This window comes from Sphingomonas sp. 2R-10 (assembly GCF_030062225.1).
Lineage (GTDB): Bacteria > Pseudomonadota > Alphaproteobacteria > Sphingomonadales > Sphingomonadaceae > Sphingomonas.
Genome location: NZ_JASCXF010000036.1, coordinates 1 through 20,728, shown reverse-complemented (window position 1 = coordinate 20,728; position 20,728 = coordinate 1). Strand labels below are relative to the sequence as shown.

Genomic DNA, 20,728 nt, shown 5'->3' with positions numbered 1-20,728 from the left:
ACGCCTTGGACCTCAGTTTCGCCCGTTTCGATCGTGGTGCCACGATCACCGCCTTGCCGACGGAGCTGGCCGTGTTGCTGGCTGCGGCGACCGGGCGGCAGGCGGCGACGCCGACGGCGCGGCTGCAGACCCGGCTGGTCTGGAAACGCGCCCCGGTGTCGTTGCTGAACCCGACCGACGGGGCGTTCAACGGGTGGACGGCGACGCTCCTGCGGGCGTGTGCCGCACCGGAATACCGGTCCACCGCGAACCTTTGGTGGGGGGCCGGCGAATGAAGACCATGTTTACCTAGCCGTTTTAGCGGATGTTCAACCGCGTTCGCGTATGACCGCGCAAGAAGGTTTGAGGGGCAGTTGCCCCGGCTCGAGGTCCAGTATGATTGAGAACCAGAAGATCCGTCCGGCAAAGGTGATCGGCCCGTTGGGGGAACCCCTCACGGTCGATTCGCTGCCACCGCCCGAAACGACCCGGTGGGTCGTGCGCCGCAAGGCGGAGGTCGTCGCGGCGGTGAACGGCGGTCTGCTGAGCGTCGACGACGTGTGCCAGCGCTACAACCTGTCGGCGGAGGAGTTCGCCGGATGGCAGCGCGCGGTCGACCGGTCGGGGATGCCCGGACTGCGCGTCACCCGGATCCAGCACTACAAGTCGCTGTACGAGCGCCAGCAACGCAAATATTGATCGACCAAGTTAAAACGGAGGCGGAACAAGCCAGTCCCTTATGAGTCTTTCCCCCAGTACGCCCGGTACGAAATTGCCGGGTTGCAGATCGCAAATGGAGGGACGTCTCATGGGTATCATCATCTGGCTGGTCGTAGGCGGCGTCGTGGGCTGGTTGGCCAGCATCATCATGCGGACCGATGCGCAGCAGGGCATCATCCTGAACGTGGTCGTCGGCATCGTCGGCGCGGTGATCGCAGGGTTCGTGACCGGTGCGAACATCAACAACGGCATCACCGTGATGAGCTTCCTGTATTCGCTGCTGGGCGCCGTCGTCCTGCTGGCGATCGTGAACCTCGTGCGTCGCGGTTCGGTGCGTTAATCCACCGATTCCCCTGACGACAGGACGGGCCGTCCCCCCTCGGAGGGCGGCCCGTTCGCGTTTCAGCCGCCGGTGAGGTCCGACAGGTCGGCGCGCATCACCACCCGGACGCCGCCGGGATCGTAGCGGACCTCGCTGTTGCCGGTGCCGGCGAGGCCGAGCCGCAACAGCTTCGACCCGAAACCGCGACGCGGCGGCGCCACGACGACCGGGCCACCCTGTTCCAGCCACGTCATCTCGATCCACCCGTCGGCGACGTCCCATGCCAGCGCGATATGACCGTCGGCGTTCGACAGCGCGCCGTATTTGACGGCATTCGTCCCCAGTTCGTGCAGGATCAGCGCCAGTGCCAGCGCCGCCCGCGGGCCCAACGCGACATCGGGTCCGCGGATCGCCAGCCGTTCGTCGCAGCCGAACACCGCCAGCACCTGTCCGATCGTCGTGCGCATGTCCGCACCGACCCAGTTGCGTTCGACCAGCACGTCGTGCGCGACGCCCAGCGTCTGCAACCGCCGTTCGAACGCCTCCAGCGGCGAACGATCAACCGATCCGCGCAGCGTCTGCGACGCGATCGCCTGCACCATCGACAGCGTGTTCTTCAGCCGGTGCGCCATTTCCTGGACGAGCAACGTCTGGCGGGTTTCCGATTCGACCTGCGCCATGCCAACCTCGACCCGGTCGGCGACCTTGCGCAGGAATGCAATGTCCTCGGGCGTCCAGCGTCGCGGTTCGCGCGCCTGGACGATGAAGGCGGAGATGCTGCACCCGTCGCGCCGGACCGGCACGACGACGAATGCGCCGATCGCCCGACCGGCCAGCGCCGCCGCCTGCGCCATGGTGCGCGGATCGGTGCGGACGTCGTCGACCACCACCACGTCGCCATGCGCGATCGCCGCCGCGACGTCGCCATAATCGGCGAAGCGCTGGCCGCCGGTCAGCGATGCGCCCTCGACGGCAGTCCAGTCGAGTTCGATCTCGACCGTCGATCCGGTCGTGTCGATCCGGCCGAACCCGGCGCAGGCGACGTCGAGCGTCGTGCCGACCAGCGCCGATGCCGTCCGGGCGACGTCGGCGACGCTGTGGCAGTCGCGCAGCGTATCGCCCAGTTCGATCAGTGCCGCCTGTCGCCGCGTCGTCGCCCGTTCGTCGGTCACGTCGCGCAGGATCGCGCCGAACCGGTCGCCCGCGATCCGGAAGCAATGGCCGCGGAACCACCGGCGCAGATGCGGCACATGATGCACGAAGCCGATCGGCTGGCCATCGGCCAGCATCGCGGCCAGTTGATCGGCCCAATGCGCCGGTGCCGCCGGATCCAGCTGTCGCCCGGTCGATGCCAGCATCGTCGCGCGATCGAATCCCGACAGCGCGAACCATGCGGGGTTGGCATCGACGAACCGCCAGTCGACGATGCGGCCGGCGCCATCGCGGATCGCCTCGCCCAGCGCGAAGCCGTCGCTGATATTCTCGAACAGGCTCTGCCAGCGTTGCTCGTTGCCGTTCAGCGCCGCCTCCGCCGCCGCCATCCGGTCCAGCGTCGCGTCGCGTTCGGCCAGCAACCGGCGCAGTTCGAGCGTCGCCGCCGCCTGTCGCGCCAGGCTGCCCAGCATGTCCCGCTGCGTCTCGCTCAGGCCATCGGGCCGGGCGACGGTGTCGATCACGCACAGCGTGCCGATGGCGACACCCTCGCCCACGCGCAGCGGCACGCCGGCATAGAAGCGCACCTGCGGCCCGCCCGCCACGATCCCGCTGTTGCGGGTGCGCGGGTCGAGCGACAGGTCGGGGATGACGAGGATGTCGTCGCTTGCCAGCGCATGGGTGCAGATCGCATCGTCGAGCGACGTACCGCACAGATCGGTGCCGACCTGCGCCATGAACCATTGCCGATCCGCGGCAAGGACCGTTACCAGCGCGACCGGCGCGGCACAGACCTGCGCGGCCAGGCGGGCGAGGTCGCCCTGCGCGCCGTCGCCGATCGCCTCAATCAGCCGATAGTCGCGAATGGCCGCCAGTCGCCGGTCCGACCCGTCCGTATCGATCGTCGCCCCCATCGCCCGAATGCCCCCATGGCCGTGACCGGAATAGCAATTACCCCCGAACGGCACAAGGGCCGCGCCAGATTGGCACGGCCCTTGCAGAATATGGACGACGTCCGGCGGCGCGGATCAGACCGATTCGGCCGCCTTGCTGCGCGCCGCGAAACTCTTGCGCAGCTTCTGCAGCTTGGGCGGGATCACCGCCATGCAGTACGGATTGCGCTGCCCTTCACCGTCCCAATATTCCTGGTGATAGTCCTCGGCCGGGTACCAGGTCGTCAGCGGTTCGATGGTGGTGACGATCGTGCCGCGCCCCTCGCCCGCGCGCTCGATCCCGGCGCGTGCCGCAGCCTCCTGCTCTGCGTCGTGCGGGAAGATCGCCGAGCGATACTGGGTGCCGATGTCGTTCCCCTGCCGGTTCAGCTGCGTCGGGTCGTGCGTCGCGAAGAAGATGTCGAGCATGTCGGCATAGCTGATGACGGCGGGGTCGTAGGTGACGCGGATCGCCTCCGCATGGCCGGTATCGCCGCCGCATACCTGCTTGTAGGTCGGGTGTTCCACCGATCCGCCGATATAGCCGCTTTCGACCTGTTCGACGCCGATCACGTCGCGGAACACTGCCTCGGTGCACCAGAAACATCCGCCGGCGAAGGTCGCCTGTTCGGTAGCCATTGCACAATCTCCTCTGGTCAGAGAGATAGGCGCGGACGCAAGCGGTGCAATCGGGGGTACGGTAATGGGCAAGGTTCTGGTCACGGGCGGCGCGGGCTATATCGGCAGTCACGCGGTGCTGGCGCTGCTGGATGCGGGCCATGACGTCGTCGTGGTCGACAATCTCGTCACCGGCTTCGACTGGGCGGTCGATCCCCGCGCGGCGCTGGTCGTCGCCGACATCAGCGACGACTTGGCGATGGGCAAGGCGATCGCCGGGCACGACGTCCATGCGATCCTGCACTTCGCCGGATCGGTGGTGGTGCCCGAATCGGTCGAGAACCCGCTGAAATATTATCGCAACAACACCGCTGCCTCGCGCAGCCTGATCGAGAGCGCGGTGGCGGGCGGGGTGAAGCATTTCATCTTCTCCTCGACCGCAGCGACCTATGGCATTCCCGAGGTCGTGCCGGTGCGCGAGGACAGCCCCAAGCAGCCGATCAACCCGTACGGCATGTCGAAGCTGATGACCGAGATCATGCTGGCCGACGTCGCCGCCGCACATCCGATCAACTATGCGGCACTGCGTTACTTCAACGTCGCCGGTGCCGATCCCAAGGGCCGCTCGGGCCAGTCGACGGCGGGCGCGACCCACCTCATCAAGGTCGCGGTGGAGGCGGCGACGGGCAAGCGCGGCCATGTCGGCGTCTACGGCACCGACTTCGCGACGCCCGACGGCACCGGCGTGCGCGACTATATCCATGTCAGCGACCTCGCCGACGCACACGTCCACGCGCTCGACCTGCTGATGGCCGATCCCGCCAGCAGCCACACGATGAACGCCGGCTATGGCCGTGGCTATTCGGTGCTCGAAGTGCTCGACGCGGTCGACCGGGTGACCAACCACACCATCGAACGCCGGCTGGAAGGGCGCCGGGCGGGCGATCCCGACGCGCTGGTCGCCGACAATGGCAAGATCCTGTCGACGCTGCCGTGGCGGCCGCAGCATGCCGATCTCGACCAGATCGTGCGCGACGCGCTGGCATGGGAGCGCAAGCTGGCCGAGCGCAACGCCGGGTAGCTATTTGTCCGGCAGCACCTGATCGGCGACGCCCCATCCCGCCAGCAGGCGGCTGTCGGCGCGTTTCAGCAGGTCGTCGGCGTCGCGGATCGTCCAGCGTGCCGGACTGTCGATATCGTCGAGTTCGCGCCATGCGACCGGGGCGGCCACCGGCGCGCCGGCCCTCGCCCGGGCGGAATAGGGCAGGACGGCGGTGCTGCCGCGCTGGTTGCGCAGCCAGTCGATGAAGATGCGGCCCTTTCGCTTCGCCTTCGCCATCGTCGCGACGAAGCGGTCGGGTTCGGCCTGGGCCAGCGCGCGGGCGAAGCGATCGGCGAAGTCCTTGACCGCCGGCCATTCGGCCTGCGGGGTCAGCGGCACGACGACATGCACCCCCTTGCCGCCCGACAGCATCGCGAAGCTGGCGAGGCCGAGATCGGCGAGATGGCGGTGGATGTCGTGCGCGGCGCGCTTCACGTCGCCGAAATCGAGCCCCTCGTCGGGATCGAGGTCGAACACCATCCGGTCGGGCCGCTCGACATCGGCGACTCCGGCACCCCAGCCGTGGAACTCGATCGTCCCCATCTGTACGCAGGCGAGCAGCCCGTCGGCGTCGCGGACATAGAGATAGGGTTCGCGCCCGCCGTCCTTTTCGGCGATTTCGACCGACCGGACGGCGTCGCCGAAGCTGCCGGCATCGTGCTTCTGGAAAAAGCATGCCTTGGCCCGACCCTGCGGACAGCGCACGAGGCTGATCGGCCGGTCGGCGGCCCAGGGCAGCAGCAGCGGTGCGACGGTTTCGACATAGGTGGCGAGGTCGCACTTGGTCAGGCGGTCACCCGGAAAGATCACCCGGTCGGGACTGGTGATGCGCGGGTTGGGCTTGGCAGCCACCGCCACCGGCGTCTCGCGCACCACGTCCTTCGCCGCCTTGTCGCCGCGCAGGCCGATGAAGCTCGCATGGCGGACGATGTTGTCGGCGGTGAATTCGGCGAAGGCGATTTCCGCGACCAGCACCGGCTTCACGAACCGCGCCCCGCGTCGGATCGCGGCAGGCAAATCCAGCGGCGGCGTCTTGCGGGCGAGCGGTGCGAGCGCGTCATGGACCTGTGCCAGCGTCGCCGTATTGAACCCGGTGCCGACCCGGCCGGCATAGGTCAGGCCGCCCTTCCCCTGCACGCCAAGCAGCAGCGACTTGAACGGCCGCCCGCGCGCCTCGCTCGGGCTCCAGCCGACGATCACGAATTCCTGCCGGTGGGTGCATTTCACCTTCACCCACGCCTTCGACCGGGTGCCGCGATAGGGGGCATCGGCCTGTTTCGACACGATGCCCTCATAGCCTTCGCGGCACATCGCCGCGAACAGTTGCTCGCCCGACCCGGTGACGTGGTCGGAATAAGCGATGCGCGCGTCGGCGCCGGTGAGCGCTGCACGCAGCCGTTCCTTGCGGGCAACGAGCGGTGCGTCGCGGTGATCGCCCTCGGCATCATGCAGCAGGTCGAACACGAAGCAGCGCATGTCACCGCCCTCCTTGATCGCCGCCTGCAAGGTCGAGAAATCGGGCCTGCCGTCGTCGAGCGCGACGACCTCGCCATCCAGCAAAAGCCCGGGCGGCAGCGACGCGGCGGCCTGCGCAATGGAAGGAAACTTGGTCGTCCAGTCGAGCCCGGTGCGGGTATGGATCCGGGGGCCGTCGCCACCGGTCGCGATCAGGATGCGATAGCCGTCATATTTGACCTCGTGCAGCCAGTTGCTGCCCGTGGGCACGCTGTCGACCAGGGTCGCCAGTTGCGGTTCGACGAAGGCGGGGCGGGCGGCCTTCGCCCTTGCCCGCTTCTTCGCTTTCACCGGCGGTTCGTCGGCGGCGATCTCCTCCATCGTCCGTCCGGTCTTCACGCTGGTCAGCATCGTCGCCGTCAGCGTGTCGGTGCCGCCGGCCTCGCCGTCCGCGACCTTGCGCAGCAGCCAGTTCTCGCGCTTCTCGTTGCCGCGGGGCTTGAGACGGACCAGCAGCCATTCGCCGCGCATCCGCTGTCCGGCGAGCACGACGTGCAGATGGCCCTTCTCCAGATCCCTGGCCGACTTGCCCTTGATCGGCGACCACGTCCCCTCGTCCCACAGCATCACCGTGCCGCCGCCATATTCGCCTGCGGGGATCACCCCTTCGAAACCGGCATAGGACAGCGGATGGTCCTCGGTCCGCACCGCCAGCCGCTTCTGGTCGGGATCGAGGCTGGGGCCGCGCGTCACCGCCCAGCTCTTGAGCACCCCGTCGATCTCGATCCGGAAATCATAGTGCAGCCGCGTCGCGTCGTGCTTCTGGACGAGGAAGCGGTTGCCCCTGCCCTTCGCCAGCGTCCCCGCTGGTTCGGCCGTGCGCGCGAAATCGCGCCTGGCGTTGTAGGTCGCCAAGGGGTCGGGCTTGCGCGCCATGTCAGGCGCGCTTGCGCGTCGTCGCGGTCTTTTTCGCCGGCGCACGCTTCTTGGGCACCGCCTTCTTTGCGGCGGGCTTGGCCGACGCGCCCTTTTCCAGCGACTTCTTGAGCGCCGCCATCAGGTCGACGACATTGCCGCCGCTCGAGCGTTCGTCGTCTTGCGTATCGACGATCTTGCGGCCCTTGGCCTTCACCTTGCGTTGGACAAGGTCCTTGAGCGCATCGACATAGCGGTCGTGGAACTCCTGCGGATCGAACTTCGCGGTCTTCTTGGCGATCAGCGTTTCCGCCAGGTCGAGCAAGTCCTCGTCGGGCTTGGCATCGGGAATCTCGCGGAAATAGCTCTGCGCGCGATTGACCTCGTCGGCATAGCGCAGCGTTTCCAGCACCAGCCCGCGTCCGCAGGGTTTGAGGCTGACGACATATTCGCGCCCGCGCAGCGCCAGCTGCCCCAGACCGGCCTTCTTCGTCCGCTTGAGCGCCTCGCGCAGGACGATGAACGCTTCCTCGGCGAGGTCGTCGGCAGGCACCACGAAATAGGGTTTTTCGTAATAGATCACGTCGATCTCGTGCGCGTCGACGAACTGGGTCAGCTCCAGCGTCTTCTTCGACTCCAGCTTGACCGCGTCGATCTCCTCCTGGTCGAGCAGGACGTACTCGCCCTTCTCAATCTGGTAACCCTTCATGATCTCGTCGGGGTCGACCGGGCCGATGCCGGTCACCGACTTCTCGTAATGGATCGGCTTGCCGCTGGGTTCGTGGATCTGGCGGAAGCTGATGCTCGCCCCCGATCTGGTCGCGCTGTAGATCTCGACCGGGATCGAAACGAGGGCGAGGCGGATCTGCCCCTGCCAATATGCCCGTGCCGCCATGCCACCGCCCCCGAAATCGTTGCTCAACCGATTCAATTCGCAGGGGAAAGAGTCGTTCCGTCCGGGGCATGGCGGGCGGGGTGAAATCCGCCGCGAAAAAGCGTATGGCGACGCGATGACCGATCCCTTCGTCCTGTTCGACCAGTGGTTCGCCGAAGCGCGCGACAGCGAGCCGAACGACCCCAATGCGATGGCGCTCGCCACCGCCGATGCCGACGGCCGGCCATCGGTGCGGATGGTGCTGCTGAAAGGGCACGGCCCCGACGGTTTCGTGTTCTATACCAACCGCGAGGGGCGCAAGGCCGCCGAGCTGGCCGCCAATCCGAACGCGGCGCTGCTGTTCCACTGGAAATCGCTGCGCCGGCAGATCCGGATCGAGGGGCCGGTGACGCTCGCGACCGATGCAGAATCGGACGCCTATTTCGCATCGCGCGGCCGCGATTCGCAGCTGGGTGCCTGGGCATCGGAGCAGTCGCGCCCGCTCGCCGACCGGGCGACGTTCGAGGCGCGCTTCGCGCAGATCGAGGCGCGCTTCGCCGGGCAGGACGTGCCGCGCCCGCCCTTCTGGGGCGGCTACCGCGTCACACCGCGTACGATCGAGTTCTGGCAGGACCGCGCGCACCGGCTGCACGAACGCCGCGTCTTCACCGCGACCGACGGGGGCTGGTCCGAAGGATTGCTGTTCCCATGACCGAGACCGAACGCCGGCGGGTGATCCCGCTCGCCACCCGCGCCGCCATCGCGTCGGTGACGATGGCGCTGTTCCTGCTGGCGCTGAAGGGCTTTGCGGCATGGCATACCGGGTCGGTGGCGATGCTCGGCAGCCTTGCCGACACCGCGCTCGACCTGCTCGCCTCGCTCGTCACGCTGTACGGCGTGCGCCTCGCCGCGACGCCCGCCGACCACGACCATCGTTTCGGGCACGGCAAGGCGGAGGCGCTGGCCGCACTGTTCCAGGTGATGCTCATCACCGCATCGGCGGCGGGCATCGCGTGGCGCGCGATCGCCGCCTTCGGTGCGCCGGGCGAGACGCAGGACGTCGAGTTCGGCATTGGCGTGTCGGTGATCGCGATCCTCGCCACCTTCGCGCTGCTGGCATACCAGAAATCAATCATCGACCGCACCGGATCGGTCGCGATCCGGGCGGACAATGTCCATTACCAGAGCGATCTGCTGCTCAACCTCGCGGTGATCGTCGCGATGGTGCTCGACCAGATGTTCGGGGTGCGCGGTGCCGATCCGGTGATGGGCATCCTGATCGCGCTGTGGCTCGGCTGGGGCGCGTTCCAGGCGTCGAGCCAGGCGATCGACCAGCTGATGGACAAGGAATGGCCCGAGGACGAGCGCCGCGCCTTCCTCGACGTCGCCGCCCGGCAGGAGGGCCTGCGCGGTATCCACGACTTCCGCACCCGCCGGTCGGGCAGCCACGATTTCGCGCAGTTCCACATGGAGGTCGCGCGCGACATGACCGTCGCCGATGCGCATGACGTGGTCGAAGGCGTCGAACGCGCGCTGCGCCGCGCATTCCCGAAGGTCGAGGTGCTGATCCACCTCGATCCCGAAGGCCATGTCGATACCGACAATCCGCTGGTCGAGGCCGACGTGACGCCGCACTGGTTCGGCAAGCGCGTGGGCAGCTATTGATGGCGATGCCGTTCACCGTGGTCGACGCGTTCGCCGACCGCCCGTTCACCGGCAATCCGGCGGCGGTGATGCTGCTCGACGCATGGCCCGACGATGCGCTGCTCCAGTCGATCGCGCTGGAGCATAACCTGTCCGAAACCGCCTTCGCCGTGCCGATGACGGGCGAGGCGGATTACGAGCTGCGCTGGTTCACGCCGACGACCGAGGTCGCGATGTGCGGCCATGCCACGCTGGCGAGCGGCCATGTGCTGATCGGCGATCGCCGCGCCGTCCGCTTCGCCACGCGCAGGGCCGGGGTGCTGATCGTCGGCCGCGACGGCGACGGCTACACGCTGGACCTGCCGGCGACGCGGGTCGCCCCCGCCCCCGATGCGGCTTTGCTGGCGGCGCTCCACGTCGAGGGCGACGTCTTCGCCAGCGTTTCGGGCGCGGAGCAGACCAGCATCGTCCTGGTCGCGGACGCGGCGACGGTGCGCGGCTGCGCGCCCGACATGGCGGCGCTGGCGGCATGCGAGGTGATGGCGATCGTCACCGCGCCGGGCGACGTCGCCGATATCGTCAGCCGGGTGTTCGTGCCCGCCTGGGGCGTCGACGAGGACCCGGTCACCGGATCGGCCCATGCCGCGCTCGCGCCGTTCTGGACCGAACGGCTGGGACGCGATCGGCTCACCGCGTTCCAGGCGAGTGCGCGCGGGGGGCATCTGACTTGTACGCTGGCAGGGGAGCGTGCGGTGCTGGGGGGGCGTTGCGTGACGGTGATGCGGGGTCAGCTTCTGCTCTGACCATGAGCGTTTCCGGTCGAACGATACGTCCGTGAATGTCGACCGGCCCGAACCTTCCGACCGCTCCGCGCCTTTTCGCCTTTGCGTGAGCCAACTTTCTCCTTCCCCTTGCAAAGCAGCACTTCGGTAGCAATCCGCTACCGGCCACCCATCTATTCCTCATGACCCGCTATTCGATGCTCGACCTCGTCCCCGTCCGTCAGGGGGGTACGTCCGGCGAGGCGCTGGCCGCCGCCGCCGACCTTGCCGCCCATGCCGAGGCGGAGGGCTATCACCGCTATTGGGTGGCCGAACATCACGGCATGCCCGGCATCGCCAGCGCGGCGACGGCGGTGGTGATCGGCCATATCGCCGCCGCGACGAAGGCGATCCGCGTCGGCGCGGGCGGGATCATGCTGCCCAACCATGCGCCGCTGACCATCGCCGAGCAATTCGGCACGCTGGATGCGATGTATCCCGGCCGTATCGACCTTGGCCTCGGCCGCGCGCCGGGATCGGACCAGATCGTCGCGCGCGCGCTGCGCCGGACCCTCGACAGCGACCCCAATGCCTTTCCGCAGGACGTCGTCGAGTTGCAGAACTACTTCGCCGACGACGCCCGCACCGGCATCCGGGCGGTGCCGGGTGCGGGGGCGAAGGTCGATCTGTGGCTGCTCGGGTCGTCGCTGTTCGGGGCGCAACTGGCGGCGATGCTGGGGCTGCCCTATGCCTTCGCCTCGCACTTCGCCCCTACCGCGCTCGATCAGGCGCTGGACGCCTATCGCCGCAACTTCCGCCCATCGGCGGTGCTCGACAAGCCCTATGCCGCGGCGGCGTTCAACGTATTGGCCGCCGATACCGACGAAGAGGCGCGGCTGCTGGCGAGTTCGACCGAACAGATGTTCGTCGCGATCCGCACCGGCCAGCCGATCGAACTGCCCCCGCCCGTCCCCGGCTATCGCGCGCAGATCGGCGCGCAGGGGAATGCGATCCTCGACCACGTGCTGGAATGTTCGGCGATCGGCGGGCCGGAGACGGTGCGCGCGGGGCTGGCGAAGTTCGTCGCTCGGACGCAGGTCGACGAGGTGATCGTGACCGGCGCGATGTTCGATCCGGCGGCGCGCAAGCGGAGTGCGTCGATCGCGGCGGCGGCGATGCGGGGGTTGTAGGCCGCCCTGCCCGTCTGGTCGGGCGTTTCGAGAAGGTGATGGCCTGAACAGGGGGACGGGGGTTACGCCGCCGGCAACCGCAACCGGACCATCAGCCCGCCCAGATCCTCGCTCTCCTCAAGCGAGGCGGTGCCTTCGTAGATTTCCGCCACATCGCGCACGATCGCAAGGCCGAGGCCGGTGCCCGGCTTGCCCGAATCGAGGCGGACGCCGCGGTCAAAAATCCGCAGGCGATCCGCTGCCGCGATACCGCGTCCATCGTCCTCGACCAGCAGTTCGACGAAGCCGGCATCGGCCCGCGCGGTCACGAAGACGCTGCCCCCGCCATATTTCGCGGCGTTCTCGACGAGGTTGCCGAGAATTTCGTCGAGGTCCTGCCGCTCGATCCGGGCGATCAGGTCCTTCTGCCCGTCCACGTCGAGGCGGACATTGGGATAGAGCCGCGCGACCGCGCGCTCGACCGCCTCGACCGACGCCCATACCTCGGCGCGGCTGTGCGCCGATCCGCGCCGCCCGACCGCGCGGGCTCGGGCGAGATGGTGATCGACCTGCCGCCGCATCGTCCGCGCCTCGCGGATCACGGTGTCGGCGAGGTCGTCCTGCCCGGCGGCCGAGGCGTTCATGATGACGGTCAGCGGGGTTTTCAGCGCATGGGCGAGGTTGCCGGCATGGCGCCGCGCCTCCTCCGCCTGCCTGTCGTTATGCTCGACCAGCGCGTTCAGTTCCTCGACCAGCGGCGCGACCTCGGCCGGCATCGAGCCTTCGACCCGCGCCGATTGCCCGGCGCGCAGCCGCGCGATGGCGTCGCGCACCGCGCGCAACGGCAACAGGCCATACCATGTCTGGAGCGCCGCCATGACGATCAGGCCCAGCCCCAACAGCGCGAACGAGCGCACCAGCGTCTTGCGCAACGCCGCGATCAGCCCGTCGAGCACGTCGCGCGACTCGGCCACCTGGAACCGCCACACGGTCGGCGATCCGGGCAGCGTCAGGTCGCGCTCGACGATGCGCAGCTTCTGTTCGGGAAAGGGTTTCGCGTCGTAGATGCGGATATCGGTATAGCGCATGCCGTCGACCGGCAGCTTGCGGTCCCACAGCGAGCGCGACGGCCAGGTTTCGTGTCCCGGCCCGCTGACCTGCCAGTACAACCCCGAATAGGGTTCGAGGAACCGCTGGTCGGACAGCTGGCGGTTGAACGTCACCTCGCCGGTCGAATCGATCTCGGCCGACACGATCAGCGAGTTGAGCAGATATTCCAGCCCGTCGTCGGTGTTGCGCGTCACCGCCGACACCAGCACCCGGTCGAGCGCATAGCCGCCGCCCGCCAGCAGCAGCATGATCCACAGCGCCGCGACGACGATCATCCGCCGCGACAGCGATCCCGTCACCCGGACATAGGTGCGTGGTGCGGGATCGCCCATCGTCATCGCCTGGTGCTCAGTCCTCCGCGCCCGCCGGCTTCGGCGCGCCCGGTTCGTCGAGGCTGTAGCCCAGGCCGCGGATCGTCGTGATGACGTCGGCGCCCAGCTTCTTGCGGATGCGCGTCACGAACACCTCGATCGTGTTCGAATCGCGGTCGAAATCCTGGTCGTAGATATGTTCGATCAGCTCGGTGCGGCTGACCACCTTGCCCTTGTGGTGCAGCAGGTAGCTGAGCAGCTTGTATTCCTGCGCGGTCAGCTTCACCGGTTCGCCCGCCCGCGTCACCTTGCCCGAGCGCGTGTCGAGACGGATGTCGCCCGCGGTCAGTTCGGCCGAGGCGTTGCCCGAGGCGCGACGGATGAGCGCGCGCAGACGGGCGATCAGTTCCTCGGTCTGGAACGGCTTGGCGACGTAATCGTCGGCGCCGGCATCGAGCCCGGCGACCTTGTCGGACCAGCTGTCGCGCGCGGTCAGCACCAGCACCGGGGCGGTCCGCCCCTCCTTGCGCCAGCGATCGAGCACGGTCAGCCCGTCGATCTCGGGCAGGCCCAGATCGAGGATGATCGCGTCATAGGTTTCGGTCGAGCCGAGGAAGTGCCCCTCTTCACCATCGGTGGCGAGGTCGACGGCATAGCCCGCACCCTCCAGCGTGGCGCGCAGTTGGCGGCCGAGATTGGGTTCGTCCTCGACGATCAGGACGCGCATCGGCTTTCTCCCCTTATGTTATCGGCTGCGGCCGGTGATCTGGCCGGTACGGCCATCGACATCGACCCAGATCACCGCCCCATCGCGCAGGAACTTGAGCGTGTAAATCCCGCGGTCGGGATCATAGTCGAAGCCGAGATACTGGGCGCCGCGCATCTGCGGCACGACGCGCCGTTCGATCTCCCGCAGGGGAAGGATCCGCCCCTCCGCCCGTGCGGCACGCGCCGCCTGGTGATCGCGCAGCACCTGGTCGGGCAGCGCCTGCACGCTTCCCGACACCGCCAGCAATCCCAGACCAAGGAACCGAACGATCATCGCCATGCGGGGTGACATAGCGGCCATGCGTTGAACAGCCTGTGAATAGGGCAGGCAGGCTGGCGTAACTTGCTTCGTTCGCAACTGCGGCTTACCTGCCACACCATGGCTGCACCGATATTGTCCTATGAGGGCCTTGGGTTGATCCAGGGCAATGGCTGGCTGTTCCGCGGGCTCGACATCCATGTCGGCACCCGCGACCGGCTGGCGCTGATCGGGCGCAACGGCGCGGGCAAGACCACGCTGCTGAAGCTGATCGCCGGCGCGGTCGATGCCGACGAAGGGCGGCGGACGATCGTGCCGGGCACGCATGTCGTGCTGCTGGAACAGGACCCGAAGGTCGACGGCTATGCGACGCTCCGCGAATTCGCGCTGCGGGGCCCACGCGCCCCGGCGGAGCATGAGGTCGACGCGATCGCCGACCAGCTAGGCATCGACCTCGACCGCGAGGCGGCGACCGCATCGGGCGGCGAGCGGCGGCGGGCGGCGATCGCGCGCGCGCTGGCCGAGAATCCGGATGTGCTGCTGCTCGACGAACCGACCAACCATCTCGACCTGTCGGCGATCGAATGGCTGGAGGAATGGCTGAACCGCTTCAACGGCGCGTTCATCGTCATCAGCCACGACCGCACCTTCCTGACCCGGCTGACCAAATCGACGCTGTGGCTCGACCGCGGCGGGATCCGTCGGGCGGAAATCGGGTTCGGCGGGTTCGAGGCATGGATGGAACAGGCCGCCGCCGAAGAGGAACGCGCCGCGCAACGGCTCGACGCCAAGCTCAAGATCGAGGAGCATTGGCTCCACCGCGGCGTCACCGCGCGGCGCAAGCGCAACATGGGGCGGCTGGAAAAGCTGCACGAGCTGCGCGCGCAGCGCGCGGCGATGCAGGGGCCGCAGGGGACCGCCAAGCTGCAGGTCGAGGCCGACGACACCAAGACCAAGGTGGTGATCGACGCCGAGCATGTGACGAAGTCGTTCGGCGACCGGGTGGTGCTAAAGGATTTTTCGCTGCGCGTCCGGCGCGGCGACCGGATCGGCATCGTCGGCGGCAATGGCGCGGGCAAGACGACGCTGCTGCGGCTACTGACCGGCGACCTGGAGCCCGACAGCGGCAGGATCATGCGCGCCAAGACGCTGGACGGGATCGTCATCGACCAGCAACGCAAGCTGATGGCGCCGGAAAAGCGGGTGCGCGACGTGCTGGCCGATGGCGGCGACTGGATCGAGGTGAACGGGTCCAAGAAGCACATCCACGGCTATCTGAAGGAATTCCTGTTCGATCCGTCGATCGCCGAGGCGCGGGTGGCGACGCTGTCGGGCGGCGAGCGGTCGCGCGTGCTGCTGGCGCGCGAGTTCGCGCGGCCGTCGAACCTGCTGGTGCTGGACGAGCCCACCAACGACCTCGACCTGGAAACGCTCGACCTGTTGCAGGAGGTGATCGGCGACTATGCCGGCACGGTGCTGATCGTCAGCCACGACCGCGACTTCCTCGACCGGACGGTGACGGTGACGCTGGGGCTGGACGGATCGGGTCAGGTCGATGTCGTGCCCGGCGGTTATGCCGACTGGGTCGCGAAGCGGCGCGAGCGCAGCGCGGCGACGAAGGGGCGGACCAAGGCGGTCGAAACCGCGCCGAAGCCCAAGTCGACCAAGATGAGCTACAAGGACCAGCGCGACCTCGAGATCCTGCCCAAGCGGATCGAGGAACTGGAAGCGGCGATCGAACGCGACGAGGCGCTGCTGGCCGATCCGGCGCTGTACACGAAGGACCCGAAACGGTTCGCGGCGCTCAACGCGCAGATCGAGCAGGCGCGGACCGAGAAGGACGCGGCGGAGGAACGCTGGCTGGCGCTGGCGGAGATGGCGGAGGCGTAATCCTGCCCGCGATGCGAAAGCGAGGGTCGACTTGCAGCGCTCTTCTTCGTCACCCCGGACCTGATCGAGACCTCTGCGAGAATGAGCTGACGGATTGGTATGGATGTGATTCGATGCTGTGGAAGGAACGCCATCGATGGAACGGCATGGATTTGCGGAAGCGTTCTTGCCGGCGGGTTTTGGTCGGAATGGGCGACTGGAGCGGATCGCATCGCTGATCGACTGGGCGCCGGTAGAGGCGCTGGTGCGTCGGGGGACGATGGGTCGCCCGCCGTACCGCGCGCTGGCGATGGTGCGGGCGCTGCTGCAGCAATGGTATGGCTTGTCGGACCCGGGGCTGGAGGAGACGCTGTCGGACCGGATGTCGTTCCGGCGGTTCTGCGGCCTGGCGCTGGAGGAGCCGACGCCGCATGAAACCACCTTGTGCCGGTTCTGGCTGGCGCTGGTGGAGGCGGGACTGGGCGAGGCGCTGTTCGCCGAGGTGCAGCGCCAATTCGATGCGGCGGGCTTTCTGGTCGCCACAGGCGTCGTTCGACATCGTCCGGCTCGTGACCTGTCCCACCGGATTGTACGATGCCAGGATCAAACGCCTAAAAGAACAAATCCTGTCCCGGTGTAAGGTCGCCGGCGGCGGCATAGACATAATAGGTCTGTCCCGCGCCATCGTCGTAGCTTGTTTCATATTGCAGCGTCGAGATCGCCCGGTTGTTGGTGTTGAAGATGCGCAGTGAACTGGGACCATCGGCGGCAGGCGTGTCGAACAACAGCCGGTCGCTGGCGTTCAGCCGGATGCGCCCGTCGTTGTCGGGATCGGCAAGACGCGTCGTCGTGACGATCCGGTCGCCCGCGCCGAAATTCTTGATCTGGTCCATCCCGAGGCCCAGTCCGAGGGCGGTGTCGAACAGGAAATTGTCCTTGCCCGCCGTACCGCGCAGCGTGTCGTTGTTGATCGTGCCCTCGGTGACGTTCCCGAACCCGAGATAGGTGCCATAGGCATAGAGCGTCTCACCCCCCGCCGCGACCCGCGTGCCGAGGAAGCGCAGCGTGTCGGTGGATGATAGGACGATCGCGTCGCTCGATGGCCCCGCGCCGTCGAAATCGAAGATATTGGTGCCTGGCGTCGCCTCGATCCGGCGATCGTTTTCGGGATCGAGGAGCGCACGGTTGGTCACGATGACGTCGTTCGATGCGAACTCGACCCGGTCGGTGCCGCTTTGCGCGGTGACGTCGATATAGAAGCTGGTCGGTTGCGGTCCGCCGGTCATCGTCTGGTCGATCGCATCGGACCCGTCGCGGGTGCCGGCGCGCGTCACGATATAGCTGTCCGGGGTCGAGCGCGCGTCGGCATCGAAGCGCTGTGCCGCGATGCCGTCCGGTCCCGTCCACGCGATCACGAAATCGGTACCGAGCGCGGTCACCGTCGGCGACAGCTGGTTGCCCGCCGTCACGGTGTTGACGAGGAACGGCGGCTGATCGAACGTACCGTCGGGATAGAAGAGCTGGGCCACGATCGCCGACCCGCTGGCATCGCCCAGGGCGCTCGCGTCGCTGTCGGTCCAGGTGACGACATAGCGCCCGTCGGACAGCACCGCGACGTCGGGGGCGGACTGGTTGCCCGCCTTGCCCGCGGTGATGTTGACCGGCACGAAGCGCTGGCCGTCCAGGTCGCGGATCGTGACATGGATGTCAGCGCCCCCGACCCCGTCATCACGGGTTGCGGCAAAGGCGACGACGATATTGCCGTTCGGCAGTGCCTTGACCACCGGTGCGATCCCCGATGCGTTGCGCGTGCCGATATCGTCGAAGTCGGTCACCAGAAAGGTGAAGCCTTCCGGGGTGCCGTCGCGGGCGCGGACTTGCGCATACAGGCCGCGCGACGCGCTGTTCTCCTCGTCGCCGGGCGGAATGTCGAGGCCGGTCCACAGCAGCAGGAACCGGTCCCCGGACAGCGCCGTCACACTCGCGGTTCCGCCGATGCGGAAGCCGAAATCGAAACTGGCTTCCAGCGTGCCCTGGCTCGAATAGAGATAGGCGGCATAAGGCTCGCCCTCATCCTCGGCGGCCACGATCGCATAGCCGCCATCGGTAAAGGCGGCCGTGTCGGGATTGATCTTGTAATAGCTGTAATCGGGCGGGAATATCTCGTTTCCGATCAGCGTGCCGTCGGCGGCGATGCGCTGGTGCGGCAGGAAGGTACCTTCGAGCTGGTCCTCGACGCCGCTGTCATAGGCGATGACATAGGATCCGTCGGGCCGCGCGATCGCATCGGGGGCGAATTGTGGGTCGCGCGTTTCGCTGTTCACCCGGATATCGCCAGACACCGCGCCAGTCGCGTCGAACGTGCGCGCATAGATGTCGCTATACGGTCGCGGGCCCTCGTCACCCACATCGATCAGCGGACCTTCCCATGCGATCAGGAAACGGCCGTCGGCCTGTCCCGCGATCGTTGGGGTGACACCGTCATGTTCCGCATCCTCTTCGACCGCGATCTCGTTTCCCAGTCTTGCAACCGCCATGTCGGTTCCCCCCTCTGAAGCTGAATCCTGCAAATACCGGATGCGAATCCTTCAAGTAACGTCCATAGGTATACTGGATTTTAACGATCTTCCATGCCGAAAAACAGGCATGTTGTCTTGAGAACGATTGCAGCCTTGATTACGTTTTTCATTTTCCTTTGCCCCTGCCGATAGTTTTTGGGGCAGGACCCGTTGATGTCAGCATCGCGATCTGGTTCAGGCGCCGTCCGGAGACCGGATGAGCGACCTGTGCTGGCGGACGGACGAGCAGATGGAGCGACTGCGACCGTTTTCGTCGAAGATGCGCCGCAGGCCGCGGGTGGATGGCCGCCCTCTCCTGCGCTGTCGCTCCCGCTGCCACGATCATCTTTGGCTCTGGTCCACGGGGCCTGCCCCTAGACTAGAATCGCAGGAGCACGTTGGCCGCAACGATGTGGTTCACCCGGTCGGCGCCGATCCGGAACACCGTCTGGTTCAGATATCCCGGCTCCACGGTGACACCCTTCGCGACGGGCAGGGCGACCCCGATGAAGGTCCGGACCTGATCGACGCCGTCGTGCCGGTCCCACGGCGTCGTGTTCAGTCCGACGAAGGTATCGTTCCACACCACGGCGCGGATCGCGTCACTGCCGGGCAGCGGCAGTTGCGCGCGCAGTTGCTGGCGCAGCCGCCACCCCGTCCCCGCCGCGTCGGGGCGAAACCGCTGTTCGATCCGGGTTCGGCCGGTGACGAGCAATCCGGTCGCCGCATCCTGTTCGAAGGTATAACCGACCTGCTGCCATGTGCGGTGCTCGTCATTGGCGGCGGTGCCGACGAAATCGGTCCGGACATGGACATAGCCGGCGGTGACCGACCAGCCCCTGGCAAGCTTCAGCGTGACGCCGGGCCGGATCAGCACCTGCCCCACCCGCGATACCTCGTCGGTGTAGCGGCTGTGCAGTTCCAGCGTTGCGTCGATCCTGCCCGACACCGCCGTGGTCATGGTGGTCGATGTCCAAAGCTGCGCGTCGTGATCCTGCGCACGGGCGGGTGCCGCGCCCGCGACGATCGCGCACGCCGCAAGGGGCAAAGCGATGCCGCGCATGGTCCGGCCGCTTACGGACGATCGAAGAAAATCGACATGGCCGGTACCGGGTGCGTAACGGGCACCGACGATCCTCGACTTCCCCTCCGCCTGTGGTTTCGACATCAGCGTGTCGCAGCCCGTTCGCAAGGTCCGCACCGCTCGCACCACGTTCGCGCGGACCGCATTGGCGACGGGATCGCCCGGCAGGTCCCGTGCCTCCAGCACGGCGGGGATGATTGGTTCGACCATCCGGCTTCCGGGCGTTGCCGGGCGGCTTAACCTGCCAACCTCTAGAAAAACCCTCTAACCGGCAGGGCGATGGTTTGATTCAAGATATTCGAGGAAGGCAGGGGAAGAGTTCGCCATCCCCGTCGGCCGGATATGGCCGATCTCTTGCCATCAGAGCTCGAACCGGCCATATCCGGCCGATGCTCTACACGCCGACCGAACTGGCCGCGCAGATCGGCGAACGCATCCGCGACCGACGCAAGGCGCTGGGCTGGACCCAAGCCGACAGCGCGACCCGCGCCGGCGTGTCCTATCGCACCTGGCGGCGGATGGAGCGTGAGGGAAAGGCGTCGATCGACGATCTGGTCCGTGCCGCGGTGGTGCTGCGCTGCGAGGACACGCTGACCGCGTTGTTTCCGATGCCGGTCGCCGGGACGATGGAGGCGTTGCTCCGCAGCCAGCAGCGCACCGGACGATGAGGCTGCAGCCCGGACAGCCGCTGCGGGTCGCGCTGCACCCCGCCGGGCCGGGCGCCCGGGTGGCGATGGCGGGGGGGCTGGCGCAGCTGGAGTGGGACGCGGCGGCGATCGCCGACGGACGCCGGCTGTCGCCGCTCTACTATCCCCCCGAACCGGGGTTGCAGGCGGCACGCACCCGCGCATTCGACGGGCTGCACGGCTTCCTTGCCGACAGTCTGCCCGAAGGATGGGGCGCGTTGCTGATGCGGCGGCGACTGGCGACGATGGGGGTCGATATGGGGCGCCTGTCGGCGCTGGATCGGCTCGCGCTGGTCGGCGATCACTGGCGCGGGGCGTTGACCTTCGCCCCCGCCACCACCCCGGCGGCGGAGGGCGACGCGATCGACCTCGACGCGCTGGCCGCCGAATCGCAGGCGATCCTGCGCGGGGAGGGCGGGGGGCTGGCCGATCTGCTCGCC

General features: G+C 67.6%; 21 protein-coding genes and 1 pseudogene. 13 read left to right on the top strand and 9 right to left on the bottom strand.

Going from position 1 to position 20,728, the window contains the following annotated elements; genetic code table 11:
• Nucleotides 1-5: 5 nt before the first annotated feature.
• The 3 genes from QLH51_RS15565 (at nucleotide 6) to QLH51_RS15555 (ending at nucleotide 1,039) form a co-directional block, all read left to right on the top strand.
• Nucleotides 6-275 (top strand): hypothetical protein, encoded by a 270-nt coding sequence (locus tag QLH51_RS15565; protein WP_206429229.1) that lies wholly within the window; start codon nucleotides 6-8, stop codon nucleotides 273-275.
• Nucleotides 276-375: 100 nt separating this feature from the next.
• Nucleotides 376-678, top strand: a complete 303-nt coding sequence (sciP, locus tag QLH51_RS15560) for a CtrA inhibitor SciP (protein WP_125661047.1) — start codon at nucleotides 376-378, stop codon at nucleotides 676-678.
• 109 nt (nucleotides 679-787) lie between these two features.
• Nucleotides 788-1,039 carry a GlsB/YeaQ/YmgE family stress response membrane protein gene (locus QLH51_RS15555; RefSeq protein WP_125661044.1) on the top strand — a complete coding sequence of 84 codons (252 nt, stop codon included), beginning with the start codon at nucleotides 788-790 and terminating at the stop codon, nucleotides 1,037-1,039.
• A gap of 62 nt (nucleotides 1,040-1,101) precedes the next feature.
• On the opposite strand, the gene QLH51_RS15550 is transcribed toward QLH51_RS15555, so the two are convergent.
• Both QLH51_RS15550 and msrA read right to left on the bottom strand, forming a co-directional pair.
• Nucleotides 1,102-3,087 (bottom strand): GAF domain-containing protein, encoded by a 1,986-nt coding sequence (locus QLH51_RS15550; RefSeq protein ID WP_125661041.1) that lies wholly within the window; start codon nucleotides 3,085-3,087, stop codon nucleotides 1,102-1,104.
• Between the two features lie 114 nt (nucleotides 3,088-3,201).
• The gene (gene msrA / locus QLH51_RS15545) at nucleotides 3,202-3,744 is read right to left on the bottom strand and encodes a peptide-methionine (S)-S-oxide reductase MsrA (RefSeq protein ID WP_125661038.1); all 543 of its coding nucleotides are present in this window, start codon (nucleotides 3,742-3,744) and stop codon (nucleotides 3,202-3,204) included.
• A 64-nt stretch (nucleotides 3,745-3,808) separates the two neighbouring features.
• Here msrA and galE point away from each other — a divergent pair, with 64 nt between their 5' ends.
• Nucleotides 3,809-4,804 carry a UDP-glucose 4-epimerase GalE gene (galE, locus tag QLH51_RS15540; protein ID WP_125661035.1) on the top strand — a complete coding sequence of 332 codons (996 nt, stop codon included), beginning with the start codon at nucleotides 3,809-3,811 and terminating at the stop codon, nucleotides 4,802-4,804.
• Here the strand turns inward: galE and ligD are convergent, their stop codons facing one another.
• Nucleotides 4,805-7,216, bottom strand: a complete 2,412-nt coding sequence (ligD, locus tag QLH51_RS15535; RefSeq protein ID WP_125661032.1) for a DNA ligase D — start codon at nucleotides 7,214-7,216, stop codon at nucleotides 4,805-4,807.
• 1 nt (nucleotide 7,217) lies between these two features.
• Nucleotides 7,218-8,090 carry a non-homologous end joining protein Ku gene (gene ku / locus QLH51_RS15530; protein WP_125661029.1) on the bottom strand — a complete coding sequence of 291 codons (873 nt, stop codon included), beginning with the start codon at nucleotides 8,088-8,090 and terminating at the stop codon, nucleotides 7,218-7,220.
• A gap of 115 nt (nucleotides 8,091-8,205) precedes the next feature.
• Here ku and pdxH point away from each other — a divergent pair, with 115 nt between their 5' ends.
• The 4 genes from pdxH (at nucleotide 8,206) to QLH51_RS15510 (ending at nucleotide 11,664) form a co-directional block, all read left to right on the top strand.
• The gene (gene pdxH, locus QLH51_RS15525; RefSeq protein WP_125661026.1) at nucleotides 8,206-8,781 is read left to right on the top strand and encodes a pyridoxamine 5'-phosphate oxidase; all 576 of its coding nucleotides are present in this window, start codon (nucleotides 8,206-8,208) and stop codon (nucleotides 8,779-8,781) included.
• Complete coding sequence (locus QLH51_RS15520; protein WP_125661023.1) at nucleotides 8,778-9,734, top strand: cation diffusion facilitator family transporter; 957 nt, start codon at nucleotides 8,778-8,780, stop codon at nucleotides 9,732-9,734. Before pdxH ends, QLH51_RS15520 begins: the two co-directional genes overlap by 4 nt.
• Nucleotides 9,731-10,516: a PhzF family phenazine biosynthesis protein gene (locus QLH51_RS15515; RefSeq protein WP_125661020.1), complete on the top strand. Its 786-nt coding sequence runs from the start codon at nucleotides 9,731-9,733 to the stop codon at nucleotides 10,514-10,516. The genes QLH51_RS15520 and QLH51_RS15515 overlap by 4 nt, the downstream gene beginning before the upstream one ends.
• Nucleotides 10,517-10,677: 161 nt before the next feature.
• Nucleotides 10,678-11,664 carry an LLM class flavin-dependent oxidoreductase gene (locus tag QLH51_RS15510; RefSeq protein ID WP_125661017.1) on the top strand — a complete coding sequence of 329 codons (987 nt, stop codon included), beginning with the start codon at nucleotides 10,678-10,680 and terminating at the stop codon, nucleotides 11,662-11,664.
• Nucleotides 11,665-11,726: 62 nt separating this feature from the next.
• On the opposite strand, the gene QLH51_RS15505 is transcribed toward QLH51_RS15510, so the two are convergent.
• From QLH51_RS15505 to QLH51_RS15495, 3 genes are read right to left on the bottom strand one after another with little or no spacing between them, the layout of a single operon-like run.
• On the bottom strand, nucleotides 11,727-13,085 hold the full coding sequence (locus QLH51_RS15505) for a sensor histidine kinase (protein WP_125661014.1): 1,359 nt from the start codon (nucleotides 13,083-13,085) through the stop codon (nucleotides 11,727-11,729).
• A gap of 16 nt (nucleotides 13,086-13,101) precedes the next feature.
• The gene (locus QLH51_RS15500) at nucleotides 13,102-13,791 is read right to left on the bottom strand and encodes a response regulator transcription factor (RefSeq protein ID WP_125661011.1); all 690 of its coding nucleotides are present in this window, start codon (nucleotides 13,789-13,791) and stop codon (nucleotides 13,102-13,104) included.
• Between the two features lie 18 nt (nucleotides 13,792-13,809).
• Entirely contained in the window at nucleotides 13,810-14,112 is a 303-nt protein-coding gene (locus QLH51_RS15495; RefSeq protein ID WP_125661008.1) for a hypothetical protein, read from the bottom strand.
• 99 nt (nucleotides 14,113-14,211) lie between these two features.
• Here QLH51_RS15495 and QLH51_RS15490 point away from each other — a divergent pair, with 99 nt between their 5' ends.
• Together QLH51_RS15490 and QLH51_RS15485 are read left to right on the top strand one after the other, a co-directional pair.
• On the top strand, nucleotides 14,212-15,981 hold the full coding sequence (locus QLH51_RS15490; protein ID WP_125661005.1) for an ATP-binding cassette domain-containing protein: 1,770 nt from the start codon (nucleotides 14,212-14,214) through the stop codon (nucleotides 15,979-15,981).
• A 136-nt stretch (nucleotides 15,982-16,117) separates the two neighbouring features.
• Nucleotides 16,118-16,600 (top strand): transposase, encoded by a 483-nt coding sequence (locus QLH51_RS15485; protein ID WP_125661002.1) that lies wholly within the window; start codon nucleotides 16,118-16,120, stop codon nucleotides 16,598-16,600.
• On the opposite strand, the gene QLH51_RS15480 is transcribed toward QLH51_RS15485, so the two are convergent.
• On the bottom strand, nucleotides 16,572-18,497 hold the full coding sequence (locus tag QLH51_RS15480; RefSeq protein WP_125660999.1) for a hypothetical protein: 1,926 nt from the start codon (nucleotides 18,495-18,497) through the stop codon (nucleotides 16,572-16,574). The two genes, QLH51_RS15485 and QLH51_RS15480, sit on opposite strands and share 29 nt — an antisense overlap.
• A 238-nt stretch (nucleotides 18,498-18,735) precedes the next feature.
• On the opposite strand from QLH51_RS15480, the pseudogene QLH51_RS15475 reads away from it, so the two are divergent.
• A pseudogene (locus QLH51_RS15475) lies at nucleotides 18,736-18,837 on the top strand (IS5/IS1182 family transposase); the annotation flags it as partial.
• A 60-nt stretch (nucleotides 18,838-18,897) separates the two neighbouring features.
• Here the strand turns inward: QLH51_RS15475 and QLH51_RS15470 are convergent.
• Nucleotides 18,898-19,812, bottom strand: coding sequence for a DUF2490 domain-containing protein (locus QLH51_RS15470; RefSeq protein WP_125660996.1), 915 nt, complete (start codon nucleotides 19,810-19,812; stop codon nucleotides 18,898-18,900).
• A gap of 179 nt (nucleotides 19,813-19,991) precedes the next feature.
• Here QLH51_RS15470 and QLH51_RS15465 point away from each other — a divergent pair, with 179 nt between their 5' ends.
• Both QLH51_RS15465 and QLH51_RS15460 read left to right on the top strand, forming a co-directional pair.
• Nucleotides 19,992-20,270 (top strand): helix-turn-helix domain-containing protein, encoded by a 279-nt coding sequence (locus tag QLH51_RS15465; RefSeq protein WP_125660993.1) that lies wholly within the window; start codon nucleotides 19,992-19,994, stop codon nucleotides 20,268-20,270.
• Nucleotides 20,267-20,728: HipA N-terminal domain-containing protein (locus QLH51_RS15460; protein WP_206429226.1), on the top strand; the 462-nt coding region annotated here is incomplete at its 3' end. The genes QLH51_RS15465 and QLH51_RS15460, both read left to right, overlap by 4 nt.

Bases quoted from the DNA above. Each gene is read 5' to 3' on its own strand.
- sciP (WP_125661047.1), top strand. From the start codon at position 376: ATGATTGAGAACCAGAAGATCCGTCCGGCAAAGGTGATCGGCCCGTTG.
- QLH51_RS15555 (WP_125661044.1), top strand. From the start codon at position 788: ATGGGTATCATCATCTGGCTGGTCGTAGGCGGCGTCGTGGGCTGGTTG.
- QLH51_RS15550 (WP_125661041.1), bottom strand. From the start codon at position 3,087: ATGGGGGCGACGATCGATACGGACGGGTCGGACCGGCGACTGGCGGCC.
- msrA (WP_125661038.1), bottom strand. From the start codon at position 3,744: ATGGCTACCGAACAGGCGACCTTCGCCGGCGGATGTTTCTGGTGCACC.
- galE (WP_125661035.1), top strand. From the start codon at position 3,809: ATGGGCAAGGTTCTGGTCACGGGCGGCGCGGGCTATATCGGCAGTCAC.
- ligD (WP_125661032.1), bottom strand. From the start codon at position 7,216: ATGGCGCGCAAGCCCGACCCCTTGGCGACCTACAACGCCAGGCGCGAT.
- ku (WP_125661029.1), bottom strand. From the start codon at position 8,090: ATGGCGGCACGGGCATATTGGCAGGGGCAGATCCGCCTCGCCCTCGTT.
- pdxH (WP_125661026.1), top strand. From the start codon at position 8,206: ATGACCGATCCCTTCGTCCTGTTCGACCAGTGGTTCGCCGAAGCGCGC.
- QLH51_RS15520 (WP_125661023.1), top strand. From the start codon at position 8,778: ATGACCGAGACCGAACGCCGGCGGGTGATCCCGCTCGCCACCCGCGCC.
- QLH51_RS15510 (WP_125661017.1), top strand. From the start codon at position 10,678: ATGACCCGCTATTCGATGCTCGACCTCGTCCCCGTCCGTCAGGGGGGT.
- QLH51_RS15505 (WP_125661014.1), bottom strand. From the start codon at position 13,085: ATGGGCGATCCCGCACCACGCACCTATGTCCGGGTGACGGGATCGCTG.
- QLH51_RS15500 (WP_125661011.1), bottom strand. From the start codon at position 13,791: ATGCGCGTCCTGATCGTCGAGGACGAACCCAATCTCGGCCGCCAACTG.
- QLH51_RS15495 (WP_125661008.1), bottom strand. From the start codon at position 14,112: ATGGCGATGATCGTTCGGTTCCTTGGTCTGGGATTGCTGGCGGTGTCG.
- QLH51_RS15490 (WP_125661005.1), top strand. From the start codon at position 14,212: ATGGCTGCACCGATATTGTCCTATGAGGGCCTTGGGTTGATCCAGGGC.
- QLH51_RS15485 (WP_125661002.1), top strand. From the start codon at position 16,118: ATGGAACGGCATGGATTTGCGGAAGCGTTCTTGCCGGCGGGTTTTGGT.
- QLH51_RS15480 (WP_125660999.1), bottom strand. From the start codon at position 18,497: ATGGCGGTTGCAAGACTGGGAAACGAGATCGCGGTCGAAGAGGATGCG.
- QLH51_RS15470 (WP_125660996.1), bottom strand. From the start codon at position 19,812: ATGGTCGAACCAATCATCCCCGCCGTGCTGGAGGCACGGGACCTGCCG.
- QLH51_RS15465 (WP_125660993.1), top strand. From the start codon at position 19,992: ATGCTCTACACGCCGACCGAACTGGCCGCGCAGATCGGCGAACGCATC.